Source organism: Schumannella sp. 10F1B-5-1 (assembly GCF_006517535.1).
In the GTDB taxonomy this organism is placed as follows: Bacteria; Actinomycetota; Actinomycetes; order Actinomycetales; family Microbacteriaceae; genus Schumannella.
Genome location: NZ_VHQH01000037.1, coordinates 118,589 through 143,643, shown reverse-complemented (window position 1 = coordinate 143,643; position 25,055 = coordinate 118,589). Strand labels below are relative to the sequence as shown.

Genomic DNA, 25,055 nt, shown 5'->3' with positions numbered 1-25,055 from the left:
GCGGGCGCTCTCCGCGCCTGCGCTCATGTCGTCGCCGCACTGCACTCTCCTCCCCAACCCCTGGTCAGATCGGGTTCTGCACCGATCCGGTCCGCGCGGCTCCGCCCGCGACGCCGACTCGCCACCGTGGTCCCATGCGGAACGGCCACCTCTCCCCCGAACGGTCGCCTGTGGCGCCCGGCCGGCTGCTGCGGATGCTCGCGGCCGTCGCCGTGGCGACGGGCGGCTGGCTGTGGCCGGTCGCGGCACCGCATCCCGTGGTGAACCCCTACGCGGCGCCCCCGACGCCGTACTCGGCGGGGCATCGCGGGATCGACATCGGCGCGGCGGCGGGCTCCCCCGTGCTCGCCCCCGCCGACGGCGTGGTGCACTTCGCCGGCGTCGTGGTCGATCGGCCCCTCGTGTCGATCGACCACGGCGGCGGTGTGCTCAGCAGTCTCGAGCCGGTCGAGCCCCTGGTGGCGAAGGGGGATGCGGTCGTGCGCGGGCAGGTGATCGGCACCCTGCAGCCCGGGCACTGCGGCGACTCCGCGTGCGTGCACCTCGGCGTGCGGGTCGACGGCGAGTACGTCTCGCCGTTGCTGTGGCTCGGCGGCGTGCCGCGGGCGGTGCTGTTGCCGACGGGTCGGTCGGGATGACGGCGATCGGGGTGAGCGCGATCGCGGTGAGCGCGATCGACGCGTCCGCTCCGGAGTCGCCGTCAGGCGCGGGGGTGCGCCTGCGCATAGACCTGCTTGAGCCGCTCGGCGGAGACGTGGGTGTAGATCTGCGTCGTGCCGAGGCTGGCGTGACCGAGCATCTCCTGCACCGCGCGGAGGTCCGCACCGCCGTCGAGCAGGTGCGTCGCCGCGGTGTGCCGCAGCGCGTGGGGCCCGGCGGGACCCGAACCCGGGACCTCGGCGAGCAGGGTCGAGACGAGCTGGTAGACGGCGCGACTGCCGAGGCGTCCGCCACGGGAGCCGAGGAAGACGGCTCGCGTCGGAGTCGTGGATGCCGTCGTCGCTGCGAGGATCGCCGGCCGGCCCTCGCGCATCCAGGTCTCGATCGCCCGCAGCGCGGGAGCGCCGACCGGCACGACTCGCTCCTTCGAGCCCTTGCCGACGACGCGCACCGTGCGGCGTTCGCTGTCGATGTCGGGCAGGTCGAGGCCGGTCAGCTCGCTCACGCGCAGCGCCGAGGCGTAGAGCAGCTCGATGACGGCCAGGTCGCGCTGCGAGGCCGGATCGCCGTCGGCGGCGCGCTGCGCGAGCCCGGCGATGATCCGATCCATCTGCTCGCGGCCGAGCACCCGCGGCAGCCGGCTGTCGCGACGCGGGGACTTCAGGCGGGCCGCCGGATCGCTCGTGAGCACACCGGTGGTCGTCAGCCAGCGCGTGAAGCCGCGCGCCGAGGCGGCACGGCGCGCGAGCGTGGACTTCGCGAGCCCCTGCTGGGTCGAGGCCCACAGCCAGTCGCGCAGCAGCTCCAGATCGAGGTGCTCGACCTCCTCGGCGGCGCGCTCTTCGGCGTGCGAGGCCAGAGCCCTCAGGTCGGCGCGGTAGGCCGCGATCGTGTGGTCGCTGTAGGCGCGCTCGGCCGCCAGGTGGCGGGAGTAGGCGTCGATCGCCGCGTCGAGGCGCATGCCCCCATCGTCGCGCGCCACGTGCTCAGCCGTCGGGCGCCCCGCCGAGCTCGTCACCCGCTCACGCCTCCGGCGGCAGCTTCCAGACCGACCTCTTGTTCGAGAAGGCCTCGCGGCGCGCATCCGGGGTCATCGCCGCCAGTCGCTCGAGCACCCGCCCGCTGAAGCCGGACACCCGAGGCGGAGAGCCGACGGGCACGATCGAGTGCACGACACGGTCGGGATAGACCTGCGTCAGATGCACCGACTGCCCGCCGTCCACGCCGGCGAGCGTGCCGACGGGCGCGAGCACGTCCATCGTGTAGCAGGTCGCCGCCGCGACGGCCACGGGCACCCCGGCGAAGGTCGAGTGCGTGGAGTAGTGCAGGTGACCACCGACGATCCCGATCACGTCGCTGCCGCGCACGACCGCCTCCAGCGCGGGCTGGTCCTGCAGCTCGAGGATCGCCATGATCTCGACGGGCGACGGGATGGGCGGGTGGTGCAGAGCGAGCAGGGTGCCGTGGGGCGCCGGCTCGGCGAGCACTCCGCGCAGCCAGTCGAGCTGCTCCGCGGTGAGCTCGCCGTGGTGATAGCCGGGCACGGTCGAGTCGAGCGCCACGATGCGCAGGCCGTTCACGTCGTAGACGGCGTCCTGCGGCGCACTCGACGGCGCCGCACCGAGCATGTGCTCGGCGAAGGGCTCGCGCTCGTCGTGATTCCCCATGACCCAGATCGGGCGCGCGCCGAGCCGCTCCGCGGCAGGATCGACGATCGCGCGCAGCCGCTGATAGGCATCTGTCTCACCCAGGTCGGCGAGGTCGCCGGTGAACACGATCGCCTCGATGTCGAGACCCGAGATCTCGAGCTGCTCGAGCGCCCGCTGCAGCGTCGCCTCGGAGCTCAGCGCCCCGTAGAGGGGTCGGGCCCCATCGAGGAAGTGCGTGTCGCTGATGTGCGCGATGGTGTGCAGCGGTTCCGGATGCTGCCCGAGCTGGACCACGATGCCTCCTGCGGTCGGCGCCGCGGCTCCCGTGCGCGGCGACGCGGTCACTGTACCGGCCGCCAGCGACGTGACCGGGATGCCGTGCAGGCCCGACGCCGGCCGTCGACGTCGTCGAGTCGCGCCGCACAGCGTCTCCCGCTTCTCCCGCGCGTCGGCGCGTGCGCGCGATACCAGCACGACCTCTCATTCGGCGCCGAGGTTCCCAGGATTCGTGGACCTTCGCGCGTCATCGGCGCCCTGAACTGGGGTTTCACCGCGCGGCGAATCGGGGCAGACAGATCGGTTCGTCCGCGGGAGCCGACCTGAGCTTCCGTCTTCTCGTTAGGTTCGACGGGTCGTCCGGAGCCGGGCCACGGCGCGCTTCCGCAGTGCCGTGATCACCGCATCCACGACGCAGCACGGCACGGAACGCACACGAACACGGAACGGATGGCGCGATCGCGACGATGTGGGACTACATCTCCAGCCGGCTCGAAGCCATCGGCTTCTCGGCCTGGCAGCACTTCTCCCTCGTCGCGCAGTGCCTGATCCTCGCGGTCGTCATCGCGGTCGTGATCGCCGCGCTCGTCTACCGCCGCCCGGCGCTCGCCTCGGTCGCGAACAGCGTCTCGGCCATCGGACTCACGATCCCGGCCTTCGCGCTGGTGGGTCTCATGATCGCGCCCCTCGGCTTCGGCGTGACCCCGGCGGTCGTCACGGTCACCTTCTTCGCCGTGCTCCCCGTGCTGCGCAATGCGATCGTCGGGCTCGGCGGCGTCGACCCCGCGCTCGTCGAGTCGGCCCGCGGAATCGGGATGAGCCGGATGCGCACCTTCGTGCGGGTCGAGCTGCCCCTCGCCTGGCCGGTCATCCTCGGCGGCATCCGCGTCTCGGCCCAGATGATCATGGGCATCGCCGCCGTCGCCGCCTACGTGCTCGGCCCCGGCCTCGGCGGCTTCATCTTCTCCGGCCTGTCGCGACTCGGCGGCGCTGGAGCGACCGAGTCGATCGTCGTCGGCGTCGTCGGCGTCGTGCTGCTGGCGCTCGTGCTCGACCTGCTTCTCGTCGGCCTCGGCCGGCTGACCACCCCGAGAGGAATCCGTGTCTGATACGACCACGACGATCGAGCAGGCTCCCGCTGAGGTCAGCGGGCGCCCCATCCGCCTCGACGACGTCACGAAGCGCTACCCCGGGCAGACCAAGCCCGCGGTCGACGGCATCACGCTCGAGATCCCGGCCGGCAAGGTCGTCATGTTCGTCGGCCCGTCGGGCTGCGGCAAGACGACGACCCTGAAGATGATCAACCGGCTGATCGAGCCGACGACGGGCCGCATCGTGCTCGGCGACGAGGACGTCACCGCGATCGATGGCGACGAGCTGCGCCGCCGCATCGGCTACGTCATCCAGGCCGGCGGACTGTTCCCGCACATGACCGTCGCGACGAACATCGGGCTCGTGCCGAAGATGCTCGGCTGGGACAAGGAGCGCATCGCGGCGCGCGTCGACGAGCTGCTCGAGCTCGTCTCGCTCGACCCCGACACCTATCGCGACCGCTACCCGCGCGAGCTCTCGGGTGGCCAGCAGCAGCGCGTCGGCGTGGCCCGCGCGCTCGCCGCCGACCCGCCCGTCTTGCTCATGGACGAGCCCTTCGGCGCCGTCGACCCGATCACGCGCCAGCGCCTGCAGGACGAGCTGATCCGCATCCAGGACGAGGTGCAGAAGACGATGGTCATCGTCACGCACGACTTCGACGAGGCCGTGAAGCTCGGCGACTGGATCGTGGTCTTCGAGGAGGGCGCCCGGATCGTGCAGTACGACACCCCGGAGCGCATCCTCGCCGAGCCCGCGAACGAGTTCGTCGAGAACTTCATCGGCTCGGGTGCCGGACTCAAGCAGCTGACGCTGCGCCGCGTGCGGGATGTCGACGTCGCGTCCGCCGTGACCGTCAGCCCCGGCACGAGCGGCAAGGACGCCCTGCAGAAGGCCGAGAACGCCGGCCACGGCCACGTGGTCGTCGTCGACGAGCGGGAGCGTCCGCTGCAGTGGCTGTCTCGTCGTCAGCTGGCCCGCATCGAGACGATCGACGCGAAGGCCGACCCGGCGCTGCCGGTCGTCGGCAGCAGCGCGACGCTCAACGACGCGCTCGACACCATGCTCGTCTCGAGCGCGGGCGCGGCCCTCGTGACGGGACGCCGCGACCGCTTCGAGGGCGTCATCGACGTCGAGACCGTCATGGATGCGATCCGCGACGCGCGCGCGAATGCCGCCAACTCCGAGGGCGCGCCCGTCGGCATGAACTCCGGCTCGATCGGGCTGACCCCGTCGCTCGTCGCCGCCGGCGAGGCAGCGCAGGTCGCGCCCGACGCGGGCAGCGACTCCGCTGCGGGCGCTGCCGGGTCGACGGAGGGGACCACCGACACCGAGCGAGGCGCCGCCGGATGAGCGACACCGCCACGCGCGTCGAATCCAGCCGGAAGAGCGGCTGGCGTTTGCTGATCATCCAGATCGTCGCGATCCTCGCGGTGCTGGCCGCGGTCTGCATCTGGATCACCGTCGCCCCGCTCAGCGCGACCGAGCGGGGGACGCTCGCGCCCGCGGCGCTCTGGAACTCGACCGTGCAGCACCTCTCCCTGACCTTCGTCTCGGGCGTGATCGTGCTCGTGATCGCGATCCCACTCGGCGTGCTGCTCACGCGCGGTCCTCTGCGCAAGGCGTCGGGGCCGATCCTCGCGATCGCGAACTTCGGCCAGGCCGCCCCGGCGATCGGGCTCGTGGTGCTGCTGTCGGTGTTCATCAGCTCGGGCTACTGGGCGTCGATCACGGCGCTCGTGCTCTACGCGGCGCTCCCGGTGCTGCGCAACACGATGCTCGGCATCCGCGCCGTCGACCAGCGCCTCATCGAGGCGGGTCGCGGCATGGGGATGAGCGCCGCCGCGGTGCTGTTCCGCGTCGAGCTGCCGCTGGCCGTGCCCGTGATGCTCTCGGGCGTGCGCACCGCGCTCGTGCTGCTCGTCGGCACGGCGACCCTGGCCGCGTTCGTCAACGGCGGCGGCCTGGGCCTCCTCATCACCACGGGCGTGAGCCTGTACCTGTACTCCGTGCTCATCGCCGGCGCCGTCATCGTCGCCCTGCTCGCCCTCGTCGTCGACTGGGCCGGCCGTGTCGTCGAGCACGTCGCCCGACCGAAGGGACTCTGATGCCCACCGCTCGCAGCACCCGACTCCGCGGCCGCGGCGCCGCATCCACGTCGACTCCCGCCCGCCTCCGTGCGCGGGCGGTCTCGGCCTCGGCGCTCGCCGCGACGGCGCTCGTCGCGCTGACCGGATGCGGACTGCAGTCGGCCGCCGCCTACGCCCCCGACGCGGCGCCCGGCTCGATCGAGAAGATCGACGACCTGCCGGCCGACGCGAAGCTGACGATCACGTCGAAGAACTTCACCGAGCAGCTCGTGCTGGGCAAGATCGCCGTCATCGCGACGAAGGCCGCCGGCTTCGACGTCGTCGACAAGACGAACGTGCCGGGCAGCGTGCCGGTGCGGCAGCTGATGCTGTCGCACGACGCCGACATGACGTGGGAGTACACCGGCACCGCCTGGCTGACCTTCCTCGGGCACGAGCAGGGCATCCCCGACAAGCAGGAGCAGTACCAGGCGGTCAAGGACGCCGACGCGAGGTCGGGACTGAGCTGGCTGCCGCCGGCGCCGATGAACAACACCTACGCCCTCGCCGTGCGGTCCGAGGCCGCGGAGGAGCTCGGGGTGTCGAAGCTGAGCGACATCGCGAAGCTGCCGGTCGACGAGCGCACGATCTGCGTCGAGTCCGAGTTCAACTCCCGCAGCGACGGACTCACCCCGATGCTGAAGAAGTACGGCCTCGAGCGCGGCTCGGCCGACGGCGTGCCGAACTCGAACATCAAGATCTACGACACCGGCGCGGTCTACACGGCGACCGACAAGGGCACGGCGTGCAACTTCGGCGAGGTCTTCACGACCGACGGCCGCATCAAGAGCCTCGACCTGACGGTGCTCGAGGACGATCTCGGGTTCTTCCCGGCCTACAACGTGGCTCCCGTGGTGAGCACCGACACGCTGAAGAGGTACCCGGGCCTCGCCGACGTGTTCGAGCAGATCAGCCCGAAGCTCACCGACGAGACGCTGCAGGAGCTGAACCTGCGGGTGGATGAGGGCGGCGAGGACCCGGGCGATGTCGCCTTCGACTTCCTCGAGAAGAACGGCTTCGTCACCAAGCCCTGATCGCGCTGAGCGGTGACACCGGGGCCGGACGGTCTCCTATCGTGCGGCGGCGTCACCCGATCTCAGAGACGGCGCCTCCGCCAGGCTCGGAGGTCAGCCCGCGATCCCGCTCGGAGCGCTCCCGATGCCTGCCGACGAGGCGCTTGCCGACTCGGATCATCGGCTGCTCGACATACCGGTAGATCAGATCGGCGGCCAGAAGCGACGCGGCGAGTGCGACCAGCGCGCCCCCCCAACCGATGTGTGCGGGGCGGATGACCTGGCCCACCGTGACCGCGGCGACCGTCTGGATCAGATAGAGCGAGTACGAGCGCGCGCCGATCCAGCGCAGCGGAGCGGCGGAGAGAACGGCGGTGACGAAGCCGCTCGGCACGACGAACCCGGGGATCGCGAGAGCGGCGCAGGCGCCGTAGGCCAGCACCACCGGAACCTCGCTTCCCAGCGAATCGGCGGCACTTCGGGCGACGATCTGAACGACGATCAGCGCGCTCAGCGCGGCCGCGCCGCCGACGGGAGTGGTCAGCGGTCGGACCACGGCGAAACCGCGGCGGGAATTCATCAGGACGGCGATCGCGCAGCCGAACCCGATGACCAGGTAGTGCACGAGCACGCCCGGGAACCAGATCGTCGCGAACCCGAGGCCGGTGATGACACCGAGGCGCCATGCGGGGCGCCGGAATGCGACAGGCACCGCGACGAAGGCCATGACCGGCCAGATTAGATAGAACTTCTGCTCGATCCCGATCGTCCACGCGTGTCCGTAATACGCGCCCAGCCCAGGACCGGGTGGCGCCCATTCGACCGAGAATGAGAGGTAGTACGGCAGCGACGAGTAGTCGGCCGGCCCGAGCCGCGCGACGAAGACGAGAGCGATCGCGAGGACCACGGCATAGGCCGGGACGATGCGGAAGAGACGCCGGATCCAAAACTCGACTAGCGAGACGCGCGCGCGACGGGCCTCCTCCCGCAGAAGCAGAGTGGTGATGAGAAAGCCGGACAGCACGAAGAACAGATGCACTCCGAGCCACCCGTTGATCGGCGCGGTGGCGGCACCCCCGAAATGGAACAGCACGACCATGGCGGCGGCGATCGCACGCACGCCGTCGAAAGCGCCGAAGTGGCGCTCAGTCAGGAACCGGGAATGCTCGAGGCGCGGCCTAAACGGCCGCGCGACACGGCCGGGACTCGTCGTCGACATCATGAGGATCCTATGCGAGTCCTCACCGCGTCTATGTTGCAGATCCGCGCGGCGAGCGCACCCAGCCCGCTCCCGCCTGACGGACGCCGCCCTCGAGCTCCAGCATCCCGAGCACGGCGCTCACCCGATCGGGGGCGAGTCCGCTCGCGGCGGCGAGCTGGGCGACCGTGCGCGCGGCCCGCGGCGCGAGCGCGTCGAGCACGCGCAGCGTCGCGCCGTCGACCTCGCCGACGGAGCGCCGCCCGCTGCCGCTCGAGGCGCCGTCGGCCGCATGCTCGCCGCTCGTGGCACCAGGCGTTGACGCCGCACCGCTGTGCGGAGCCAGCTCGGCGATCTCGTCGGCGTTCGTGACGCACGTCGCGCCGTAGTCGCGCAGCAGCCGGTGGCAGCCCGCCGACGCCGTGCTCGTGACCGGGCCCGGCACCGCTCCGAGCGGCCGTCCGAGCTCGGCGGCGTGACCGGCGGTGTTGAGCGAACCCGAGCGGCGCCCGGCCTCGACCACGACGGTGGCGCCGGCGAGCGTGGCGATCAGCCGATTGCGCTGCAGGAACCTCCACTTCGTGGGTGCCGAGCCGGCGGGCACCTCCGAGATGACGACGCCGCGGTCGACGATGCGCTGCAGCAGCGCTTCGTGTCCGGAGGGGTAGAAGCGGTCGAGTCCGCCCGCGAGCACGGCGACCGTCGTTCCTCCCGAGGCGAGAGCGGCGCGGTGAGCGACCCCGTCGATGCCGTAGGCCGCGCCGGAGACGATCGCGTAGCCGCGATCCACGAGCCCAGCCGAGCACTCGGCCGTCACATGCTCGCCGTAGCCCGTCGCCGCGCGGGCCCCGACGAGGGCGATCGCGTCATCCAGGCCGCCGAGCAGCGCCGCGTCGCCGCGCGACCAGAGCGCGAGCGGACGGTGAGCTCCGAGATCGTCGAGCCGCTCCGGCCAGCTCGCGTCGTCGGGTACGACGAGTCGTGTCGCGAAGCGCTCCGCCTGGCGGAAGGCGAGCTCGACCGCACGAGTCGCGAAGCGCGGCGACCAGCGCGCGGCCGCCGCCGCGAGCTCCTCCCGTGCGAGGAGCTCGCCGGGATCCGAGCCGGCGCCGTCGGCGACGGTCTCGGCGCCCGTCGCGTCGGCGACGGCGCGCTCGAGCAGCGCGATCCACCCGTCGACCCCGCTGTCGTCGACGAGCGGACGCAGAGCCGCGGGCGCCCCCAGCACGGAGACGAGCGCACCTGCGACCCGATCCCCCGGCTCGACCAGACAGCTCCAGACGCCGCGAGCGAACCGCTCCTCGACGCCGGCCCACTCCCCCGGGTCGTCGGCGACACCGCGCACGAGCTGCGCGATCGCCGCGCGCGAGAGTCCGAGCGCGCTCATGCCGCGGCCTGCCGGAGGTGCAGGGCACGGCCGATCTGGTCGCGTCCCGGCCGATCGACGCCATCGAGGTCGGCGATCGTCCAGGCCACGCGCAGCACGCGATCGAAGCCGCGCATGCTGAGCACACCGCGCTCGAGGGCGCGCTCCAGCGGATCGGTCGAGCCGGGGCTCGGTGCGCCCGCGGATGAACGCAGCCACGTGCCGGGCAGCTCGACGTTGCGCCGCCACGGCGTGCCCCGCAGCCGCTGGCGGGCCCGCTCTCTCGCGGCGAGCACGGCCTCGCGAGCCTGGGCTGTCGACATGGTCGGCGTCTCGGCGGCCAGGCGCAGCTGCGCGGCCGTCACCCGGTGCACGCGCAGGCGGATGTCGACGCGATCGAGCAGCGGACCGCTCATCCGCTGCAGGTAGCGCCGTCGCGCCGTCGGCGTGCAGACGCACTCGGCATCGGGAGCGCCGGATTGGCCACAGGGGCACGGGTTCGCCGCCAGCACGAGCTGGAACGCCGCAGGGAAGCGCGCGGTCGCGCTGGCGCGATGCACGGTCAGCGTGCCCGATTCGAGCGGCTGGCGCAGCGCATCCAGGGTCGCCGGCGAGAACTCGGGCGCCTCGTCGAGGAAGAGCACGCCGTGGGATGCGCGCGCCGCGGCGCCCGGACGGATCGCCCGCGACCCGCCGCCCACGATCGAGGCCGTCGTCGCCGTGTGATGCGGCGATTCGAGCGGCGGCCGGTGGGAGAGGCTCGCGCCGAGCGGCAGACCCGAGAGCGAGCGCAGCGATCCCACCTCGAGCGCCTGCTCGGCGCTGAGGTCGGGCAGGATGCCGGGCAGCCGGGAGACGAGCATCGTCTTGCCGGCTCCGGGTGGTCCGAGCAGGAAGAGGTGGTGTCCGCCGGCCGCGGCGATGCGCAGAGCCTCGACCGCCTCCCGGTTGCCCGCGACGTCGGCGAGGTCGAGCGCCTCCTCCGTGCGCGTCGTCGCCGTGTCGTCGTCGCCGCCGAGCGCGCGGAGGATCGGCTCGACCGGCTCGGACTCGAGCTCGGCGCCGTGGAAGATCAACGTCTCGCGCAGGCTCGGCATGCCGACGACCCGGATGCCCGGCACGAGCGAGGCCTCGGGCTCGTCGCCGCTCGGCACGATGACCGTCTCGACGCCCGCGCGAGCCGCGGCCAGCACGGCCGGCAGCACGCCGGGAATCGGCCGCAGACGGCCGTCGAGCCCGAGCTCGCCGAGGTGCGCGACCCGCTCGACCGACTCGGGCGACACGACGCCCTCGGCGGCCAGTGCCGCGACGGCGATCGCCAGGTCGAAGGCCGAGCCGTGCTTCGGCAGCGACGCGGGCGACAGGTTGATCGTCATGCGCCTCGGCGAGAGCGGATGCCCCGAGTTCGCCGCGGCGGCGCGCACCCGCTCCCGCGCCTCGCCGAGCGAGGTGTCGGGCAGGCCGATGAGCGAGAAGCCGGGCAGCGCGCCCTGCTGCAGGTCGGCCTCCACCTCGACGATCGCGCCCTCGATGCCGAGCAGGGCGATCGCGCGGGTGCGGGCGACGCTCATCGGTACACCCCCTGCAGGTGCTCGATGCGGGGTTCCGCGCCGCGCACGGCGACGATGCCGATCGCGTCGATGCGCACCGATCCCCGCACCTCGGGATGCGCGGCGCACCAGGCCCCCGCGAGCCGGCGCAGTCGTGCGAGCTTGACGGCCGTGATCGCCTCCAGTGGATGCCCGTAGCCCACGCCCCGCCGCGTCTTCACCTCGACGAACACGACGTCGTCGCCATCGCGCGCCACCAGGTCGATCTCGCCGAGCGGACACCGCCAGTTGCGGTCGACGACGCGGATGCCGCGCCCGGTCAGGTGCTGCTCGGCCAGGCGTTCGCCGTGGCGTCCGAGCTCGTCTTTCGCTGCCATGGGTCGAGGGTGGCGGGCGCGGCGGGCCCGGCGGCACCCGTATCCGCCGCAGCGGCGAAGCCCGAGTTACGAACAGGAGCGCGCGGAGAGAGCGACCGCGAGGCCGTGTCGGCCGCATCCGCCATGATCGAGATGGAGGTGCGGATGACTCGTCGACACCGGCGCATGATCGTGCTCGTCGCGGCGGTCGCGCTCGTCGTGATCGGCGTGCTGACCGGGGCGCTGAAGCTCGACGACCTGGTCAGCGTGCTCGGAACCGGCACGAGTTCCGGATCGGACGCCGGCGCCGGCGCCGGGCCGAGCAGGACGCCGAGCGCGCCGCCGACCACGCCGTCCGGTCCGGCTGTCGGCTCGGACACCGCGATGCCGGCCTCCGCCGAGGCGGCGACGATCGTGCGCGTCGTCGACGGCGACACCGTCGTCGTGCGTCGCGCCGGGCGCACCGACGACGAGACGGTGCGGCTCGCGGGCATCGACACCCCCGAGACGGTCAAGCCGAACAGCCCGGTCGAGTGCTGGGGTCCCGAGGCGAGCGACCGCGCGCACGCGCTGCTCCCCGTCGGCACGGCGGTGCGGCTCGAGCCGGACCCGACGCAGGGCGACGCGGACCGCTACGGGCGCCTGCTGCGCTATCTGTGGGTCCCGGCCGCCGACGCGCCCGCTGCGGGGTCCGCGACGTCGGGGACGCTGATCAACCTGCAGCTCGTCGACGAGGGTGCCGCCGAGGCGTATCGCGATCGGCACGCGCGATGGCAGCAGTTCCAGGATGCCGAGGCTCGGGCGCGCGCATCCGGAGCGGGTCTGTGGGGCGCCTGCTGACGACGGAGCACCGCCGACGCGCAGCGCCGTCACCCGAGGAGGCGGAACCGCCTACTCGTCGATCGCGAGCTCCTTGGGCAGCTCGAGCTCCCGCTCGCCCAGCGCCTCGATGTTGACGTCTTTGAAGGTCAGCACGCGCACGCTCTTCACGAAGCGGTCGGCGCGGTAGACGTCCCAGACCCAGACGTCCTTCATCTCGAGCTCGAAGTAGAAGTCGTGCTCGGTGTCCTTGCGCTCGAAGCTGACCTCGTTGGCCAGATAGAAGCGCCGCTCGGTCTCGACCACGTACTTGAACTGCCCGACCACATCGCGGTACTCGCGATACAGGGCGAGCTCGACCTCGCGGTCGTAGTCGTCGAGATCCTCGTCATCCATCGGCGTCAGTCTAGTTCCGCCGCGACGGTGTCGCCGACGCCGTGCACAGGCCCGACGCCGTGCACCGGCGCGGCCGTCGGCGGCGCCGCCTCAGAGGTCGAGCAGCGTCGGCTGGCGCAGCCACGACCAGCGGTGCAGATCGCTCGCACCCACGCGGTCGATCGCCGCGTAGTGGTCGGAGGAGGCGTAGCCCTTGTTGGCCACCCAGTTGTACTCGGGCAGGCGCGCGTGCGACTCGATCATGAAGCGATCGCGCTGCACTTTCGCGAGAACGGATGCCGCGGCGACGCTCGCGCAGGTCATGTCCGCCTTGACGCGGGTCGTGACGGCGAGACCGGTCGGGGCGCCCGCGCCGCTCAGTCCCGCGGCGCCCAGGGCCGGCGTCAGCCAGTCGTGCGAGCCGTCGAGGATGACCCGGGCTCCGCCGAGCGACACGCCGCCGTCGACGACCGACGCGAGCGCCCGCGTCCCCGCCAGACCGAGGGCGGCGATGATGCCGAGTCGGTCGATCTCCTCGTTCGAGGCGACGCCGACGGCCGAATGCCGCGCCCAGCGCTGCACGAGCGGATGCAGCTGCTCGCGCCGCTTCTCGCTGAGCAGCTTCGAGTCGCGCAGACCGACCGGGATGCGCGCCACCCGTGCATCGATCACGCTCACGCCGACCGCGACCGGACCGGCGATCGCGCCGCGACCCACCTCATCCACGCCGATCACGAGCTCGGCGCGCTCGCGCAGCAGCTTCTTCTCGAAGCGCAGGTCGGGATCGACGACGGTCATCGTCGCGGCAGCCCCGTCGTCGATCCGGTCGACCCGGCGAGCGTCACGGCGGACGTCATCCGGATGCCGACTTCGCCGACGACGAACGGTCGGGCACGCCCTCGAAGGTCAGCGGGTAGTCGTCGAGCCAGGTCCAGCGGCTGGTCGGCCAGCTGATCACGAACGCCCGCCCGACGACGTTGTCGTAGGGCACGAAGCCGTTGCCGGGGTTCTGCTGGTTGTAGCGGGAGTCCTTGGAGTTGTAGCGGTTGTCGCCCATGACCCAGAGCGAGTCCTTCGGCACCGTCACCTCGAAGTCCATCGCCGAGACGCGGGAAGTGCCGTCGGGCAGCTTCACATAGGGCTCGTCGAGCGGCACGTCGTTGACGGTCATCTGGCCGAGGCTGTTGCAGCACTTGACCGTGTCGCCCGGCAGGCCGATGACGCGCTTGATGAGGTGGTCGTCGCTGTCGGGCGCGGTGAGGCCGATCACGCCGAGGGCCTCGTTGAAGAATCCGGCGACGCCCGTCGGCTGCTCGGTCGCGGTCGTGCCGTCGAGCCAGCCGCCCGGGTCCTTGAAGACGACGATGTCGCCGCGCGAGAGGCCGAAGGCCTTCGGCTGCAGCTCGTTGACGATGACCCGGTCGTTCACGATCAGGGTCGACTCCATCGACTCCGACGGGATGTAGAACGAGCGGATCAGGAAGGTCTTGATCAGGAACGAGATCACGACCGCCGCGACCACGATCACGACCAGGTCGCGCAGGAACAGCTTCCAGCCGCGCGGCTTGCGCTTGTCGAGGTGGGCCGTTCGCGGCTCGGTTCCGCGGCGCACCGGGCGCTCGACGACCTCGTCGTCGGCGCCGACGCTGTTCTCGGATGCGCTCGCGCTCTCGTCGGCCGTGCTCATGCGCTCCCCTGGGTCGTGCGGGCCGGAGCGGCCCCCGGCAAGCATAGGCCGCGCATCCCGGCAATCGGCTCGGGACGCACCCCGCGCCGCACCGGCGCCGGCCGTGCCGCGCCGCAGCCGCATCGCGCCGCGCCGCAGCCGCATCGCGCCGCGCCTTAACGAGCTCGCGCCCGCATCCTCGGAAGGATGCGGGCGCGATGCGCGGTTCAGCGGGACGCTCAGGCGTCGCGCTTCTCCTTGATCTTGGCCTTCTTGCCGCGCAGCTCGCGCAGGTAGTAGAGCTTGGCGCGACGGACGTCACCGCGGGTGACGATCTCGATGTGGTCGATGACCGGCGAGTGCACCGGGAAGGTGCGCTCCACGCCGACCTGGAAGCTGACCTTGCGGACCGTGAAGGTCTCGCGCACGCCTTCGCCCGAGCGGCCGATGACGGCGCCCTGGAAGACCTGGATGCGGGAGCGGCTGCCCTCGATGATGTTCACGTGCACCTTGATGGTGTCACCGGGGCGGAAGTCCGGAACGTCGGACCGGAGGGATGCAGCGTCGACGGCGTCGAGGAGGTGCATTTCGATATCGCTCTCTGCGCCCGCCACAGGTCGCACGCGGTAGAAGTAAGGGAAGAAGTCGTGTGCTCCGATGATCCGGGCTCCCCTGTGGCAGAGCCGCGCCGGGCACAAGCGATCAGTTTGCCAGATGACCGGGCGTTCTGGCAAAGCGAGGGCCGCGCATCCCGCGTCGCCCGCGCCCTCGGCGGCTAGGCTCTCGGGGTGATCGAACTGCGCACCCCCTCCGAGATCGAGCAGATGCGCCCCGCGGGCGCCTTCGTCGCCAGCGTGCTCGAGGCCACCCGCGACGCCGCCGCGGTCGGCGTGAACCTGCTCGAGCTGGATGAGCTCGCGCACGACCTGATCCGCGCGGCCGGCGCCGAGAGCTGCTACATCGACTACCACCCGTCGTTCGGCGCCTCGCCGTTCGGCAAGGTCATCTGCACCTCGGTCAACGACGCCGTGCTGCACGGCCTCCCCCACGACTACCGGCTGAAGGATGGTGATCTGCTCAGCCTCGACTTCGCGGCGAGCGTCGACGGCTGGGTCTCGGACTCGGCCCTCTCGCTCGTCGTCGGCGAGGCGCGGCAGGAGGACCTCGACCTGATCGAGGTGACCTCGCAGGCGCTGGATGCCGGGATCGCCCAGGCGGTCGTCGGCAAGCGCATCGGCGACATCTCGGCCGCGATCGGCGACGTGGCGGCGGATGCGGGGCTCGAGGTCAACCTCGATTTCGGCGGCCACGGGGTCGGCCGGGTCATGCACGGCGACCCGCACGTGCCGAACGACGGCCGCCGCAAGCGCGGACTCCCCCTGCGTCCGGGCCTGGTCTTCGCGATCGAGCCCTGGTTCATGCTCGGCACCGACGAGATCTTCACCGACCCCGACGGCTGGACTCTCCGCAGCGCCGACGGCTCGCGCGGCGCCCACTGGGAGCACACGGTCGCGATCACCGAAGACGGGCCGATCATCCTGACGGCGCGCTCGAGCTGACGCTCGCGGCGGGCCGGCCTCGGGTCGGGCTCGCTAGCGCAGCTCCTCGGGCAGCAGCTCCGGCCGCACGCGGCGGGTGCGCTCGATCTGCTGCTCGCGGCGCCAGGCCGCGATCTGCGCGTGGTGCCCGCTCAAGAGCACGGCCGGCACCTCGCGCCCGCGCCACTTGGCCGGCTTCGTGTAGCTCGGGTACTCGAGCAGGCCGTCTTCGTGGCTCTCCTCGGTGAGGCTCTCGGGGTTGCCGACGACGCCCGGGACGAGTCGTCCGACCGCCTCGACGACGGCCATCGTGGCGACCTCGCCGCCGTTGAGCACGTAGTCGCCGAGGCTCAGCTCGATGACCTCGGCGCGGCCGGCGGTGTCGTCGATCACGCGCTGGTCGATGCCCTCGTAGCGGCCGCAGGCGAAGACGAGGTGCTCGCGGGTCGCCAGATCGCGCGCGCGGCGCTGGGTGAAGACCTCGCCGGCGGGGCTCGGGAAGATGACCGTGGATGCGGCCGTCACGACCGTGTCGAGGGCCTGCCCCCACGGCTCGGGCTTCATGACCATGCCGGCGCCGCCGCCGTAGGGCGTGTCGTCGACGCTGCGGTGACGGTCGGTCGTGAACTCGCGCAGGTCGTGCACGCCGAGGTCGAGGAGTCCGCTCGTGCGGGCCTTGCCGAGCAGCGAGACGTCGAGCACGGAGAAGAACTCCGGGAAGATCGTGAAGATGTCGACGCGCACCGGCCCAGCGTAGCCGCGCGGCAGGGCGCTACTCGGCGGAGTCGGCGTCGGCTGCGTCGGCGCCGGTCTGGGCAGCGGCCGAAGCGTCGTCCGAGCTGGAGCTGTCGGCGGCGGGACGGCGGCGTGCCGTGCGGCGGCGCGGCGCCGGCGGGCGCCGGTTGCCGTTCGCCGCGTCGTCGGCCGCCTCGTCGCCGGCTGCCGGGGCCTCGGCGTCGTCGTCGGCCGGCAGCTCCTCGAAGAGGCCGGTCGGCGGGGTCAGCGTGACCGTGCCGGCGTCGATGTCGACGCTCGGCACGATCGCCTTGACGAACGGCACCATGACCTCGCCGGCGTCGGTCGCGATCACGAGCAGGTCCTGCGCGGGGAGGTGCTCGACACGGGCGACCTGGCCGAGCTTCTCGCCGTCGCGCACGGCGGCGAGACCGACGAGCTGGTGGTCGAACCAGGCGTCCTCTTCGTCGGTGAGCTCATCCGGGTCGTGATCGATCCAGAGCACAGCCTTGACGAGGGACTCGGCGGCCGTGCGGTCGTCGACGTCGACGAAGAAGCCGACGGGGCTGCCGTTGTACCAGCGCAGCTCGGCGAGCTCGAGCGACTTGCCGTGCCACGACGACGAGGTCGGCACCTGCAGCGCGAACGACGCGCCGGGCGTGAAACGCCGCTCCGGGTCGTCGGTGTAGAGCTCGAGCTTGAGCGCGCCCTTGAGGCCATGGGCCTTGACCAGGCGCGCGACCCGCAGCTGCGTGCGGGGCGGGCGGGGAGGCTTGCGGGGACTCACGCCTCGTCGGTGTCCACGACGTCGACGCGCACACGGCGGCCGTCGGCGAGGGCGGTGACGAGAGTGCGGAGCGCCTTCGCGGTGCGTCCCGAGCGCCCGATCACGCGACCGAGGTCCTCGGGGTGCACACGCACCTCGAGGACCTCGCCGCGCGAGGAGTCGATCGAGTCCACGCGGACGTCATCGGGGTGATCGACGATCCCCTTGACGAGGTGTTCCAGCGCGGGAGCGAGCACGACGATCAGGCCTGGTCGGCGTCGGTCGCGGTCTCGGCGGCGGCATCCTCGGCGGGCGCCTCCTCAGCCGGAGCCTCGGCGGCCGCGGGGGCCTCCTCGGCCTTCTTCTCGGCCTTGGGCTTGAGAACGGCCTTCTTCTTCTCGTCGGCGACGAACTCGACCTTGCCCTCGGGCGCCTGGACGGTCGACTTGGCGTTCTTGTCGCCCTTGAAGGTGCCCCAGTCGCCGGTGAGCTTGAGGATGGCGGCGACCTGCTCGGTCGGCTGCGCGCCGACGCCGAGCCAGTACTGCGCGCGCTCCGAGTCGACCTCGATGAACGAGGGGTTCTCGGTCGGGTGGTACTTGCCGATCTCCTCGATCACACGACCGTCGCGCTTGGTGCGCGAGTCGGCGACGACGATGCGGTAGTACGGGGCGAACTTCTTACCGAGCCGCTTCAGGCGGATCTTGACAGCCACGATTCTCCAAAGTGGTGAGTGTTTGAAAGTCGAACAGCGGCCGTGCTCGTGGGGTGCACGCTCGGACGCGAGGCTCTGATGGGGCCTGCAGCGGGTCGGATAGAGGGTCGGACGGCGCGCAGACTCGACTGCCTATTCTGACAGATCCCGGGGCTGTGCTCCAACCACGTTCCGGATGAGCAGTTCATCGAGCGCGTGGAGCACCCCGTCGACCCACCACGCGTAGTCGTGACCGCCCGCGACCAGGCGCGAGCTGAGGTCCATCCCGGCGCTCTCGGCGACCGCGACGAACTCGCGGGCGAGACGGTGCAGGTCGGGTTCCTCGGTGCCCACCTGCACGACGAGACGGCCGCTGAGCGCTCGATCGCGCATCCACTCGACCAGGTCACCGGGCCGCTCGGCCGGAGGATGATCGGCGGCCGCCGCGCGAAAGTGGAACGAGCCCGACTGCACGATGCCGGTGCGCGTGATCTCGGGATGCCGGGCGACGAGCGCAGCGGCGGCGAGCCCGCCGTAGCTCTGCCCCGCGACGATGACCTGCTCGGAGCCGTGACGCCGGCCGAGCGAGAACGCGACGGCCGGCAGCACCTCGTCGGCGAGCACGCGGGCGATGACGGCAAGATGCGGCAGCTCGGCCGAGCGCACGGCGAGCGAGATCGACGACACCACGGCGACCGCGACGGCCGGGCCGGTGCGGGCGGCGAGCAGGCGCTCGATGCCGGCGTCCATCCAGGTGTCGCCGTCGAACAGCACGAGCAGGGTGTCGGGCACCGGCTCGGCGCGCGGAGTGATGACCCAGACCGAGCGTTCGCCCGACGGGCCCGGGATGCGCAGCTCTCGTGTGGCGAGGTCGCGCAGCGGTGCGGACGCCCGCGCCGGATGCGGCTCCCACCCCGGCATCCGCAGCAGCGAGGAGGCGCCGCCGAGCGGCGTGCGGATGCCGTGCGGATTGCGGGGGTCGGGCTGGCCGGCACGGTGGACGCGCATCCACCCCTCGCGGGTCGAGCCCGCGTCGACCGGCAGCTCGGGCACCGCGGCGATCCGGTACGAGGCCGTCAGCCCCTCGGGCAGCAGGTAGGCGAGGGCGCGCAGGTCGCGGCCGGGGACCGGGTGCAGCAGCGCGGGGCGCACGTCGCGGCGGTGCGCATCCGTGATGCCGTTGAGGTGCACGAGCGTCGGGATGCCGGTGTCGTCGGCCACGAAGGTCACCTCGCGCAGGCGCACGCCCTCGCGCTCGACGAGCGGGCCGATGACCGGCCACTCCCCCGGATGGTGTCCGGCGGCGGCGATCTCGTCGAGCGGGACACCCGCCCGTAGAGCGCGGAGGGCGGCGCTGTCGATGCGCAGCGGGCCGCCGTCGTAATCGCGCGGAGTCGCAGTGGCCCGCAGCGCGGTGCCGATCACGGCGCGCCGCCCGCGTGCGCGGCAGCGCCGGCGCCCGGACCAGCTCCAGCATCCAATCCCGGCAGCGGGATGACCAGCGGCGACCCCGTGACCGGGTCGGCGATCACCTGCACGGGCAGACCGAAGACGCGCTCGACGAGCTCCGCATCCAGCAGCTCGGCCGGTGGTCCCTCGGCGACGATGCGCCCCGCCGACATGACCACGAGGTGGTCGGCGTAGCGCGCAGCCTGGTTGAGGTCGTGCAGCACGGCCACGATCGTGTCGCCGCGCTCGCGGTTGAGGCGGCGGCAGAGCTCGAGCACCTCGTACTGATGGGCGAGGTCGAGGAACGTCGTCGGCTCGTCGAGCAGCAGCAGCCCGCTCTGCTGGGCCAGCACCATGGCGAGCAGCACGCGCTGCCGCTGCCCGCCCGAGAGCTCGCCGACGCCGCGATCGGCGAGCTCGTCGACGCCGGTCGCCGCCATCGCCGCCCGCACCGCGGTCGCGTCGTCGCGCGACCACTGCCGCAGCATTCGCTGATGGGCGAAGCGCCCGCGCGCCACGAGATCGAGCACCGAGATGCCGTCGGGCACCTCGACGGCCTGCGGCAGCAGCGCGAGTCGCCGGGCGACCTCCTTGGTGCGGTAGCCGCGCACATCGCCGCCGTCGAGCACGACCGTGCCCGCCGACGGGGCGAGGAGCCTCGCGAGCGCTCGCAGCAGGGTCGACTTGCCGCAGGCGTTCGGCCCGACGATCACGGTCACGCGCCCGTCGGGCACAGCGAGCGTGAGCCCCTCGGCGACCACGCGCTGCTCATAGCCGAGGGTCACGTCGCGCGCCTCGAGGCGGGTGGATGCGGTGGTCATGGTCCCTCCTCGGCGGCCGTCGTCGTGGGCGCTCACCGGCGCCCCCGGCCGAGCAGCCAGATCAGGTAGATGCCGCCGAGCAGTCCCGTCATGAGCCCGACGGGCACGGCGACGGGCAGCGGCAGGGTCGTCGAGAGCACGTCGGCGCCGACGAGCAGCGCGGAGCCGAGCAGCGCCGATCCGACGATCGACGGGCCGCCCCCTCCGCTCAGGCGCTTGACGATCTGCGGGGCCGCGAGCGCGACGAACGAGACGGGTCCGGCCGCGGCGACGGCGAGCGCCGCCAGGCCGATGCCGACCGCGAGGGTGCCGATGCGCACGGCCTCGACGCGCATCCCCGACTGGGTGGCGACGTCGTCGCCGAGCTCCAGAGCGGAGAGGCCGCGCGCGAGGGCGACCGCGGGCACGAGGAGCACCAGCACGGCGATCAGCACCGGCAGCGCGTGCGCCCAGGTGCGGGCGTTGAGCGTGCCGGTGAGCCAGAGCTGCGCCACGATCGCGTTCTCGGCGGCCGACCGGGTCATCAGCAGGTCGTTGAGGGCGCCGAGCAGCGCGCCGGCGCCGATGCCGACGAGAACCAGGCGGTAGCCGCCGGTCGCGCCGCGGCGGAACGCGAGCACGTAGACGAGCGCCGAGGTCACGACCCCGCCGATGACGGCGGCCGCCGCGATGCCGAGCGGCGGTGCGCCCAGCACGAGGATCGCCACGATCGCGCCGCTCGCGGCGCCGGTGAGGAAGCCCACGATGTCGGGAGAGCCGAGCGGGTTGCGCGAGAGCGACTGGAACAGCGCACCGCTGATGCCGAGTGCGGCCCCGACGGCCAGACCGGCGACGAGGCGGGGCGCGCGGATCAGCTGCAGCACCCGCACATCCGCGGTCTCGCCCTGCCCGAACAGGGCGGGCAGCACGTCGCCGAGCTCGATCCGCAGCGTGCCGGTCGTCAGCACGACGGCGCCGAGCGGCACGAGCAGCGCGGCGATCACGAGCGCCACGACGAGGGCGCGCGGCCGCCAGCGCCACGACAGCGCGTCGCCCGGCGAGCGCCAGGCGCGCCAGGAGCGCGAGGTCGCCCCGCTCACAGCCGCACCAGCCGGCGGCGGCGCACGACCGCGATGAACACGGGCGCGCCGATGAGCGCCATGAGGATGGCCGTGCGGGTCTCGGCGGGCGGGGTCACCACGCGCGCCACGACGTCGGCCGCGGTCAGCAGCGCGGCGGCGCCGACCATCGACAGCGGCACGATCCAGCGGTAGTCGGGGCCCGCGAGCTGGCGCGCGGCGAGCGGCGCGACGAGGCCGAGGAACCCGATGGGCCCGGCCGCGGCGGTCGCGGCGCCGCACAGCACGATCACCACGAGGGCCGACACGATCCAGGTGCGGCGCAGGTCGGCGCCGAGGGCCCGGCCGAGGTCGGAGCCGAGGGCGGCGGCGTTGAGCGAGCGGGTGAGCAGCAGAGCGACCATCAGGGTCGGGATGATGACCGCCGCGGCGGCCGGGACGAGCTCCCAGTCGCGCCCCTGCAGCGAGCCGACGACCCAGAAACGGAAGTCCTCGAATACCGAGGGGTAGTTGATGAGCAGCGCCTGCGTGTAGGCGCCGAGCACGACGCTGAGGGCCGCGCCCGAGAGCGTGAGCCGTACCGGATCGGAGCCGGCGCCGAACGCCCCGCCGAGCGCGGCGACCAGCACCGCGGCGATCGCGGCGCCGGCGAAGGCGAAGAGCACGTGGCCGAAGGCCCCGACCGTGAAGCCGAGCCCGATGCCGGTCGCGGCGGCGGCGCCCGCCCCGGCGTTGATGCCGAGCAGGCCCGGCTCGGCGAGCGGGTTGCGGGTCAGCGCCTGCATGATCGCCCCGGCCGCGCCGAGCGCGGCGCCGACGAGCATCGCGAGCAGGGTGCGCGGCACCCGCAGCTCGCGCACGATCAGCTGCGCGTCATCGGCGCGGTCGAAGGCGGTCAGCGCCTGCCAGGCCGTGGCCGGGTCGATGACCCGCGATCCGATCAGGATGCCGGCGCAGCCCAGCAGGGCCAGCACCGGCATCCCGATCAGGAGGATGAGACCTCGTCTCACCCGAACTGCTTCTCGACCGCGTCGACGATCTGCAGACCGCTGTAGTAGTCGATGCGGAACGAGGTGTCGCCGAGCGGGTGCAGCGCACCGGAGGCGACGGCGGGGGCGTTGGCCATGACCGCGGCACTCTTCAGGTCGTCGACCTTCGCGTCGCCGCCACTGATCAGGAACACGGTCTCGCCGGTCAGCGCGCCCACCGCGTTCTCGATCGACACGAAGGCGAAGTCGTTGCGACTCTGAGTGCTCGTGTCGAGGCTGTCGTCGGCGCCCTGGATGTCGAAGCCGAGCGCCTCGAGCAGCTTGCCGTGCGATCCCTCGGGCTTGGCGAAAGCCGTGTCGTTCTCGGTGCCGTTCCAGACGATCGCGTTCGCGGTGCCCTCCGGCACGGTGATCGCATCGGCCACCTCGGCCACGCGCGCATCGAAGTCGCTCACGGCCTCCTCGGCCTCGTCCTCGTGGCCGGTCGCCTCGCCGAGCTGCTCGGCGAGCTCCTGCCAGGTGTGCGAGCCGTAGTCGAGCACGATCGTCGGCGCGATCGCACTCAGCTGGTCGTACTGCTCGACGGTCGAGTCGGCGCCCGACGCCGAGACCACGATCAGGTCGGGGGCCGCGGCGATCACGGCCTCCTCGTCGAAGGTCAGGTCGGGGTAGAGCTCGACGACGTCGCGGTCGGCGGCGACGTCGGCCCACTGCGCGAAGTAGCCGTCGTCATCCGTGATCTCGCTCGGCGTGGTCGTCGCGGTGGCGGTGACGGGCGCGTCGATCGCGAGCAGGGTGCCGGTCAGGGTGATCGACGTCGAGACGATGTTCTCGGGCTTCGCCGGGATCTCGGTGCTGCCGTTCTCGTGCTCGATCGTGCGCGGCCAGGAGCCGCTGTCGGCCGAGTCGCCGGCGTCGACGGTCTCGGCCGAGCATCCGGTCAGCGCGAGGGCGGTCGCGGCGGCGAGCACGACGAGCGCGGTGCGCAGGCGGGGTCGGGCGTGGGACATGGGTACCTCGGTTCTGTGGGGGTGGTGCTGCAGGAGTGGTGCGATGGATGCGGGCGCTCGCGGTCGCGGCACGGCGGCGAGCCGAGACCGCCGGGTGCGGCGTCAGGACCGGCTCAGTCGTCGTCCTCGACGTGGTGGTCGAGGTTGGCGACGCCGACGCGCCAGTAGCCGTCGATGTCGCGTCGGCCGCGGTCGACGCCGGCGTCGCGCAGCGTCCGTCGCAGCGGGGCGATCGATCCCGCCTCGCCGGCGATCCACCAGAAGGTGTCGGGATGCGCGGGGTCGAGCGCCTTCACCGCGGCGGCGAGCGCCTCCGCTCGCTCCGACTGGGGTGCGGTGACGACCTGGATGCTGCGGCGCTGACCGAGCGGCGGGGACGGCAGCTCGGGCACGTCGTCGGCGCTCGCCACGACGGCGACCGCGTGCACCTCGGCTTCGGCGAGCGGTGCCGAGAGCCAGCGCGCGAGCGCCGGGATCGCCGTCTCGTCGGCGACCAGCACGTAGCGGGCGTGGCCGTCGGGATACACGTGCGAGCCGCGGGGCCCGAGCACGCCGATCTCGTCGCCGGGTCGCGCCGCGATCGCCCACCGCCCGGCGGGGCCGTGGTCGTGCCGCACGAAGTCGATCGTGAGCGTTCCCGCGTCGGGATCGGCATCCCGCACCGTGTAGTCGCGGAAGATCGCGCGCGTGCGGTCGAGGTGCGCCGGGCGGTCGTCGACGACCTCGGGCAGGTGCAGCTCGCCCTGCGCATCCGGGAAGAACAGCTTGACGTGGTCGACCGGCGCGAACGGCGCGAGGGTCGTCTCATCCACCGCCTCGCCGGCCAGCACGACGCGCACCAGGCTCGCGCTGATGTCGTGCACGGCGACGACGGTCAGCACGCGGCGGCGCAGCGGCCGGGTCACGGTGCGGATGCCGGCGCGGCTCGGCGCGAGGTCGAGGGCCGACAGCGAGGTCGAGGGCAGGGTCACAGAGCATCTCCCGGGGTCGAGATCAGGTTAGGCTCGCCTAAGATCGCGGAGCTCGGCTGTCTGGACGCGACCCTCCGCTGACTGGACGGAACTCGGCCGACGACGCCCCGAGACCGACGGACGAACGGCGCCGACGAGGCGGAGGAGGCAGGATGCTGGCGACGACCCTCACGGTGCACGACGGCGACGAGCTCACCTGGGTCGCGAGCGGGAGCAGCGCGATCCGCATCGACGGCGTCACCTGGAGCGTCGACACCGAGACCGCGCTGTGGATCCCGGCCGGGGTCGAGCACGAGGTGCTCCCCCGCGAGGACAGCCTCGTGTTCCCCCTCCCGATCGGCATCGTCGATGCGCCCGACCTGGTGCGCCGCACCGCGCCCGTGCGTCGCACGGCCGAGCTCGACCGGCTCTGCCGCGAGCTGCTGCAGCCGGGCCTCAGCGAGCACCGCGACCCCGAGCCGGTGCGCGCGCAGGTGCGGGAGCTGCTGCCGAGCCTGATCACCGCGGCCGCGGCGCTGTGCCTGCCGCACGACGACCGCGCCCGCCAGGTCGCCGAGGCGCTGCTGACCGAGCCGCACTCGGCGCGCAGCCTCGAGGAGTGGGCGGCCCTGGTGCACACGAGCGCCAAGACGCTGCAGCGCAGCTTCCGGGCCGAGACGGGGATGACGTTCCCGCAGTGGCGCAGCGCGGCACGGCTGAGCGCGGCGCTGCCGCTGCTGGAGCGCGGTGTGCCCGTCACGAGCGTCGCCGCCCGTGTCGGCTACTCCGCTCCGACCGCGTTCATCGACGCGTTCCGGCGCCGCTACGGGCACTCGCCCGCGCGGCACCGGCGTCGCGTGCTGCGCTGAGCGCCGCGGCGGGGATCGCCACGCGAGCTC

28 protein-coding genes are annotated in these 25,055 nt (G+C 72.6%); 8 read left to right on the top strand and 20 right to left on the bottom strand.

Going from position 1 to position 25,055, the window contains the following annotated elements:
* Window positions 1-170 precede the first annotated feature (170 nt).
* Window positions 171-638: a murein hydrolase activator EnvC gene (locus FJ658_RS08835; RefSeq protein ID WP_255447643.1), complete on the top strand. Its 468-nt coding sequence runs from the start codon at window positions 171-173 to the stop codon at window positions 636-638.
* A 62-nt stretch (window positions 639-700) separates the two neighbouring features.
* On the opposite strand, the gene FJ658_RS08830 is transcribed toward FJ658_RS08835, so the two are convergent.
* Complete coding sequence (locus FJ658_RS08830; protein WP_141145018.1) at window positions 701-1,621, bottom strand: tyrosine recombinase XerC; 921 nt, start codon at window positions 1,619-1,621, stop codon at window positions 701-703.
* Between the two features lie 61 nt (window positions 1,622-1,682).
* Window positions 1,683-2,603 carry a metallophosphoesterase gene (locus tag FJ658_RS08825; protein WP_141145017.1) on the bottom strand — a complete coding sequence of 307 codons (921 nt, stop codon included), beginning with the start codon at window positions 2,601-2,603 and terminating at the stop codon, window positions 1,683-1,685.
* A 449-nt stretch (window positions 2,604-3,052) separates the two neighbouring features.
* Here FJ658_RS08825 and FJ658_RS08820 point away from each other — a divergent pair, with 449 nt between their 5' ends.
* From FJ658_RS08820 to FJ658_RS08805, 4 genes are read left to right on the top strand one after another with little or no spacing between them, the layout of a single operon-like run.
* A complete protein-coding gene (locus tag FJ658_RS08820) occupies window positions 3,053-3,694 on the top strand; it encodes an ABC transporter permease (protein WP_141145016.1) in 642 nt (213 codons plus the stop codon).
* Window positions 3,687-5,027 carry an ATP-binding cassette domain-containing protein gene (locus FJ658_RS08815; protein ID WP_141145015.1) on the top strand — a complete coding sequence of 447 codons (1,341 nt, stop codon included), beginning with the start codon at window positions 3,687-3,689 and terminating at the stop codon, window positions 5,025-5,027. Before FJ658_RS08820 ends, FJ658_RS08815 begins: the two co-directional genes overlap by 8 nt.
* The gene (locus FJ658_RS08810) at window positions 5,024-5,782 is read left to right on the top strand and encodes an ABC transporter permease (protein ID WP_141145014.1); all 759 of its coding nucleotides are present in this window, start codon (window positions 5,024-5,026) and stop codon (window positions 5,780-5,782) included. Before FJ658_RS08815 ends, FJ658_RS08810 begins: the two co-directional genes overlap by 4 nt.
* On the top strand, window positions 5,782-6,837 hold the full coding sequence (locus FJ658_RS08805) for a glycine betaine ABC transporter substrate-binding protein (protein ID WP_141145013.1): 1,056 nt from the start codon (window positions 5,782-5,784) through the stop codon (window positions 6,835-6,837). Before FJ658_RS08810 ends, FJ658_RS08805 begins: the two co-directional genes overlap by 1 nt.
* 52 nt (window positions 6,838-6,889) lie before the next feature.
* Here FJ658_RS08805 and FJ658_RS08800 read toward each other — a convergent pair whose 3' ends face one another.
* Genes FJ658_RS08800 through FJ658_RS08785 form a run of 4 tightly spaced genes read right to left on the bottom strand, consistent with a single transcriptional unit; the run spans window position 6,890 to window position 11,307 of the window.
* Entirely contained in the window at window positions 6,890-8,035 is a 1,146-nt protein-coding gene (locus FJ658_RS08800) for an acyltransferase (RefSeq protein ID WP_181408393.1), read from the bottom strand.
* 31 nt (window positions 8,036-8,066) lie between these two features.
* Window positions 8,067-9,401 (bottom strand): DNA-processing protein DprA, encoded by a 1,335-nt coding sequence (gene dprA / locus FJ658_RS08795; RefSeq protein ID WP_141145011.1) that lies wholly within the window; start codon window positions 9,399-9,401, stop codon window positions 8,067-8,069.
* Window positions 9,398-10,951, bottom strand: coding sequence for a YifB family Mg chelatase-like AAA ATPase (locus tag FJ658_RS08790; RefSeq protein ID WP_141145010.1), 1,554 nt, complete (start codon window positions 10,949-10,951; stop codon window positions 9,398-9,400). Before FJ658_RS08790 ends, dprA begins: the two co-directional genes overlap by 4 nt.
* Window positions 10,948-11,307 carry a YraN family protein gene (locus FJ658_RS08785; RefSeq protein ID WP_141145009.1) on the bottom strand — a complete coding sequence of 120 codons (360 nt, stop codon included), beginning with the start codon at window positions 11,305-11,307 and terminating at the stop codon, window positions 10,948-10,950. Before FJ658_RS08785 ends, FJ658_RS08790 begins: the two co-directional genes overlap by 4 nt.
* A 105-nt stretch (window positions 11,308-11,412) precedes the next feature.
* On the opposite strand from FJ658_RS08785, the gene FJ658_RS08780 reads away from it, so the two are divergent.
* Entirely contained in the window at window positions 11,413-12,126 is a 714-nt protein-coding gene (locus FJ658_RS08780; protein WP_141145008.1) for a thermonuclease family protein, read from the top strand.
* Between the two features lie 51 nt (window positions 12,127-12,177).
* Here FJ658_RS08780 and FJ658_RS08775 read toward each other — a convergent pair whose 3' ends face one another.
* The 4 genes from FJ658_RS08775 to rplS form a co-directional block, all read right to left on the bottom strand.
* Complete coding sequence (locus FJ658_RS08775; RefSeq protein ID WP_141145007.1) at window positions 12,178-12,501, bottom strand: DUF2469 family protein; 324 nt, start codon at window positions 12,499-12,501, stop codon at window positions 12,178-12,180.
* Between the two features lie 90 nt (window positions 12,502-12,591).
* Window positions 12,592-13,278: a ribonuclease HII gene (locus FJ658_RS08770; protein WP_141145006.1), complete on the bottom strand. Its 687-nt coding sequence runs from the start codon at window positions 13,276-13,278 to the stop codon at window positions 12,592-12,594.
* 55 nt (window positions 13,279-13,333) lie between these two features.
* Window positions 13,334-14,167, bottom strand: coding sequence for a signal peptidase I (lepB, locus tag FJ658_RS08765; protein WP_141145005.1), 834 nt, complete (start codon window positions 14,165-14,167; stop codon window positions 13,334-13,336).
* Window positions 14,168-14,385: 218 nt separating this feature from the next.
* Complete coding sequence (gene rplS, locus FJ658_RS08760; RefSeq protein WP_141145004.1) at window positions 14,386-14,733, bottom strand: 50S ribosomal protein L19; 348 nt, start codon at window positions 14,731-14,733, stop codon at window positions 14,386-14,388.
* 201 nt (window positions 14,734-14,934) lie between these two features.
* Here rplS and map point away from each other — a divergent pair, with 201 nt between their 5' ends.
* On the top strand, window positions 14,935-15,705 hold the full coding sequence (gene map, locus FJ658_RS08755; RefSeq protein ID WP_141145003.1) for a type I methionyl aminopeptidase: 771 nt from the start codon (window positions 14,935-14,937) through the stop codon (window positions 15,703-15,705).
* 33 nt (window positions 15,706-15,738) lie between these two features.
* Here map and trmD read toward each other — a convergent pair whose 3' ends face one another.
* The 10 genes from trmD to FJ658_RS08705 all read right to left on the bottom strand — a co-directional run bounded on the left by trmD (window position 15,739) and on the right by FJ658_RS08705 (window position 24,177).
* Window positions 15,739-16,428 (bottom strand): tRNA (guanosine(37)-N1)-methyltransferase TrmD, encoded by a 690-nt coding sequence (trmD, locus tag FJ658_RS08750; protein WP_141145002.1) that lies wholly within the window; start codon window positions 16,426-16,428, stop codon window positions 15,739-15,741.
* 28 nt (window positions 16,429-16,456) lie between these two features.
* Entirely contained in the window at window positions 16,457-17,206 is a 750-nt protein-coding gene (rimM, locus tag FJ658_RS08745; RefSeq protein ID WP_370454781.1) for a ribosome maturation factor RimM, read from the bottom strand.
* Window positions 17,203-17,442, bottom strand: a complete 240-nt coding sequence (locus tag FJ658_RS08740; RefSeq protein WP_141145001.1) for an RNA-binding protein — start codon at window positions 17,440-17,442, stop codon at window positions 17,203-17,205. The genes rimM and FJ658_RS08740 overlap by 4 nt, the downstream gene beginning before the upstream one ends.
* 5 nt (window positions 17,443-17,447) lie before the next feature.
* Window positions 17,448-17,900, bottom strand: a complete 453-nt coding sequence (gene rpsP / locus FJ658_RS08735) for a 30S ribosomal protein S16 (protein ID WP_141145000.1) — start codon at window positions 17,898-17,900, stop codon at window positions 17,448-17,450.
* Between the two features lie 132 nt (window positions 17,901-18,032).
* A complete protein-coding gene (locus FJ658_RS08730) occupies window positions 18,033-19,304 on the bottom strand; it encodes an enterochelin esterase domain-containing protein (protein WP_181408392.1) in 1,272 nt (423 codons plus the stop codon).
* Window positions 19,301-20,149: an ABC transporter ATP-binding protein gene (locus FJ658_RS08725; RefSeq protein WP_141144998.1), complete on the bottom strand. Its 849-nt coding sequence runs from the start codon at window positions 20,147-20,149 to the stop codon at window positions 19,301-19,303. Before FJ658_RS08725 ends, FJ658_RS08730 begins: the two co-directional genes overlap by 4 nt.
* A 32-nt stretch (window positions 20,150-20,181) precedes the next feature.
* Complete coding sequence (locus FJ658_RS08720) at window positions 20,182-21,228, bottom strand: iron chelate uptake ABC transporter family permease subunit (protein ID WP_141144997.1); 1,047 nt, start codon at window positions 21,226-21,228, stop codon at window positions 20,182-20,184.
* Complete coding sequence (locus FJ658_RS08715) at window positions 21,225-22,217, bottom strand: iron ABC transporter permease (protein ID WP_219995747.1); 993 nt, start codon at window positions 22,215-22,217, stop codon at window positions 21,225-21,227. Before FJ658_RS08715 ends, FJ658_RS08720 begins: the two co-directional genes overlap by 4 nt.
* On the bottom strand, window positions 22,214-23,206 hold the full coding sequence (gene fepB, locus FJ658_RS08710) for a Fe2+-enterobactin ABC transporter substrate-binding protein (RefSeq protein ID WP_141144996.1): 993 nt from the start codon (window positions 23,204-23,206) through the stop codon (window positions 22,214-22,216). The genes FJ658_RS08715 and fepB overlap by 4 nt, the downstream gene beginning before the upstream one ends.
* A gap of 113 nt (window positions 23,207-23,319) precedes the next feature.
* The gene (locus FJ658_RS08705) at window positions 23,320-24,177 is read right to left on the bottom strand and encodes a siderophore-interacting protein (RefSeq protein ID WP_141144995.1); all 858 of its coding nucleotides are present in this window, start codon (window positions 24,175-24,177) and stop codon (window positions 23,320-23,322) included.
* A 152-nt stretch (window positions 24,178-24,329) separates the two neighbouring features.
* Between FJ658_RS08705 and FJ658_RS08700 the strand changes: the two genes are divergently transcribed.
* The gene (locus FJ658_RS08700) at window positions 24,330-25,025 is read left to right on the top strand and encodes an AraC family transcriptional regulator (protein ID WP_141144994.1); all 696 of its coding nucleotides are present in this window, start codon (window positions 24,330-24,332) and stop codon (window positions 25,023-25,025) included.
* Window positions 25,026-25,055 lie beyond the last annotated feature (30 nt).

Excerpts from the sequence above, each read along its gene's own strand:
- FJ658_RS08830 (WP_141145018.1), bottom strand. The coding sequence starts at position 1,621 with ATGCGCCTCGACGCGGCGATCGACGCCTACTCCCGCCACCTGGCGGCC.
- FJ658_RS08820 (WP_141145016.1), top strand. The coding sequence starts at position 3,053 with ATGTGGGACTACATCTCCAGCCGGCTCGAAGCCATCGGCTTCTCGGCC.
- FJ658_RS08810 (WP_141145014.1), top strand. The coding sequence starts at position 5,024 with ATGAGCGACACCGCCACGCGCGTCGAATCCAGCCGGAAGAGCGGCTGG.
- FJ658_RS08805 (WP_141145013.1), top strand. The coding sequence starts at position 5,782 with ATGCCCACCGCTCGCAGCACCCGACTCCGCGGCCGCGGCGCCGCATCC.
- FJ658_RS08800 (WP_181408393.1), bottom strand. The coding sequence starts at position 8,035 with ATGTCGACGACGAGTCCCGGCCGTGTCGCGCGGCCGTTTAGGCCGCGC.
- dprA (WP_141145011.1), bottom strand. The coding sequence starts at position 9,401 with ATGAGCGCGCTCGGACTCTCGCGCGCGGCGATCGCGCAGCTCGTGCGC.
- FJ658_RS08790 (WP_141145010.1), bottom strand. The coding sequence starts at position 10,951 with ATGAGCGTCGCCCGCACCCGCGCGATCGCCCTGCTCGGCATCGAGGGC.
- FJ658_RS08785 (WP_141145009.1), bottom strand. The coding sequence starts at position 11,307 with ATGGCAGCGAAAGACGAGCTCGGACGCCACGGCGAACGCCTGGCCGAG.
- FJ658_RS08775 (WP_141145007.1), bottom strand. The coding sequence starts at position 12,501 with ATGGATGACGAGGATCTCGACGACTACGACCGCGAGGTCGAGCTCGCC.
- FJ658_RS08770 (WP_141145006.1), bottom strand. The coding sequence starts at position 13,278 with ATGACCGTCGTCGATCCCGACCTGCGCTTCGAGAAGAAGCTGCTGCGC.
- lepB (WP_141145005.1), bottom strand. The coding sequence starts at position 14,167 with ATGAGCACGGCCGACGAGAGCGCGAGCGCATCCGAGAACAGCGTCGGC.
- rplS (WP_141145004.1), bottom strand. The coding sequence starts at position 14,733 with ATGCACCTCCTCGACGCCGTCGACGCTGCATCCCTCCGGTCCGACGTT.
- FJ658_RS08725 (WP_141144998.1), bottom strand. The coding sequence starts at position 20,149 with ATGACCACCGCATCCACCCGCCTCGAGGCGCGCGACGTGACCCTCGGC.
- fepB (WP_141144996.1), bottom strand. The coding sequence starts at position 23,206 with ATGTCCCACGCCCGACCCCGCCTGCGCACCGCGCTCGTCGTGCTCGCC.
- FJ658_RS08700 (WP_141144994.1), top strand. The coding sequence starts at position 24,330 with ATGCTGGCGACGACCCTCACGGTGCACGACGGCGACGAGCTCACCTGG.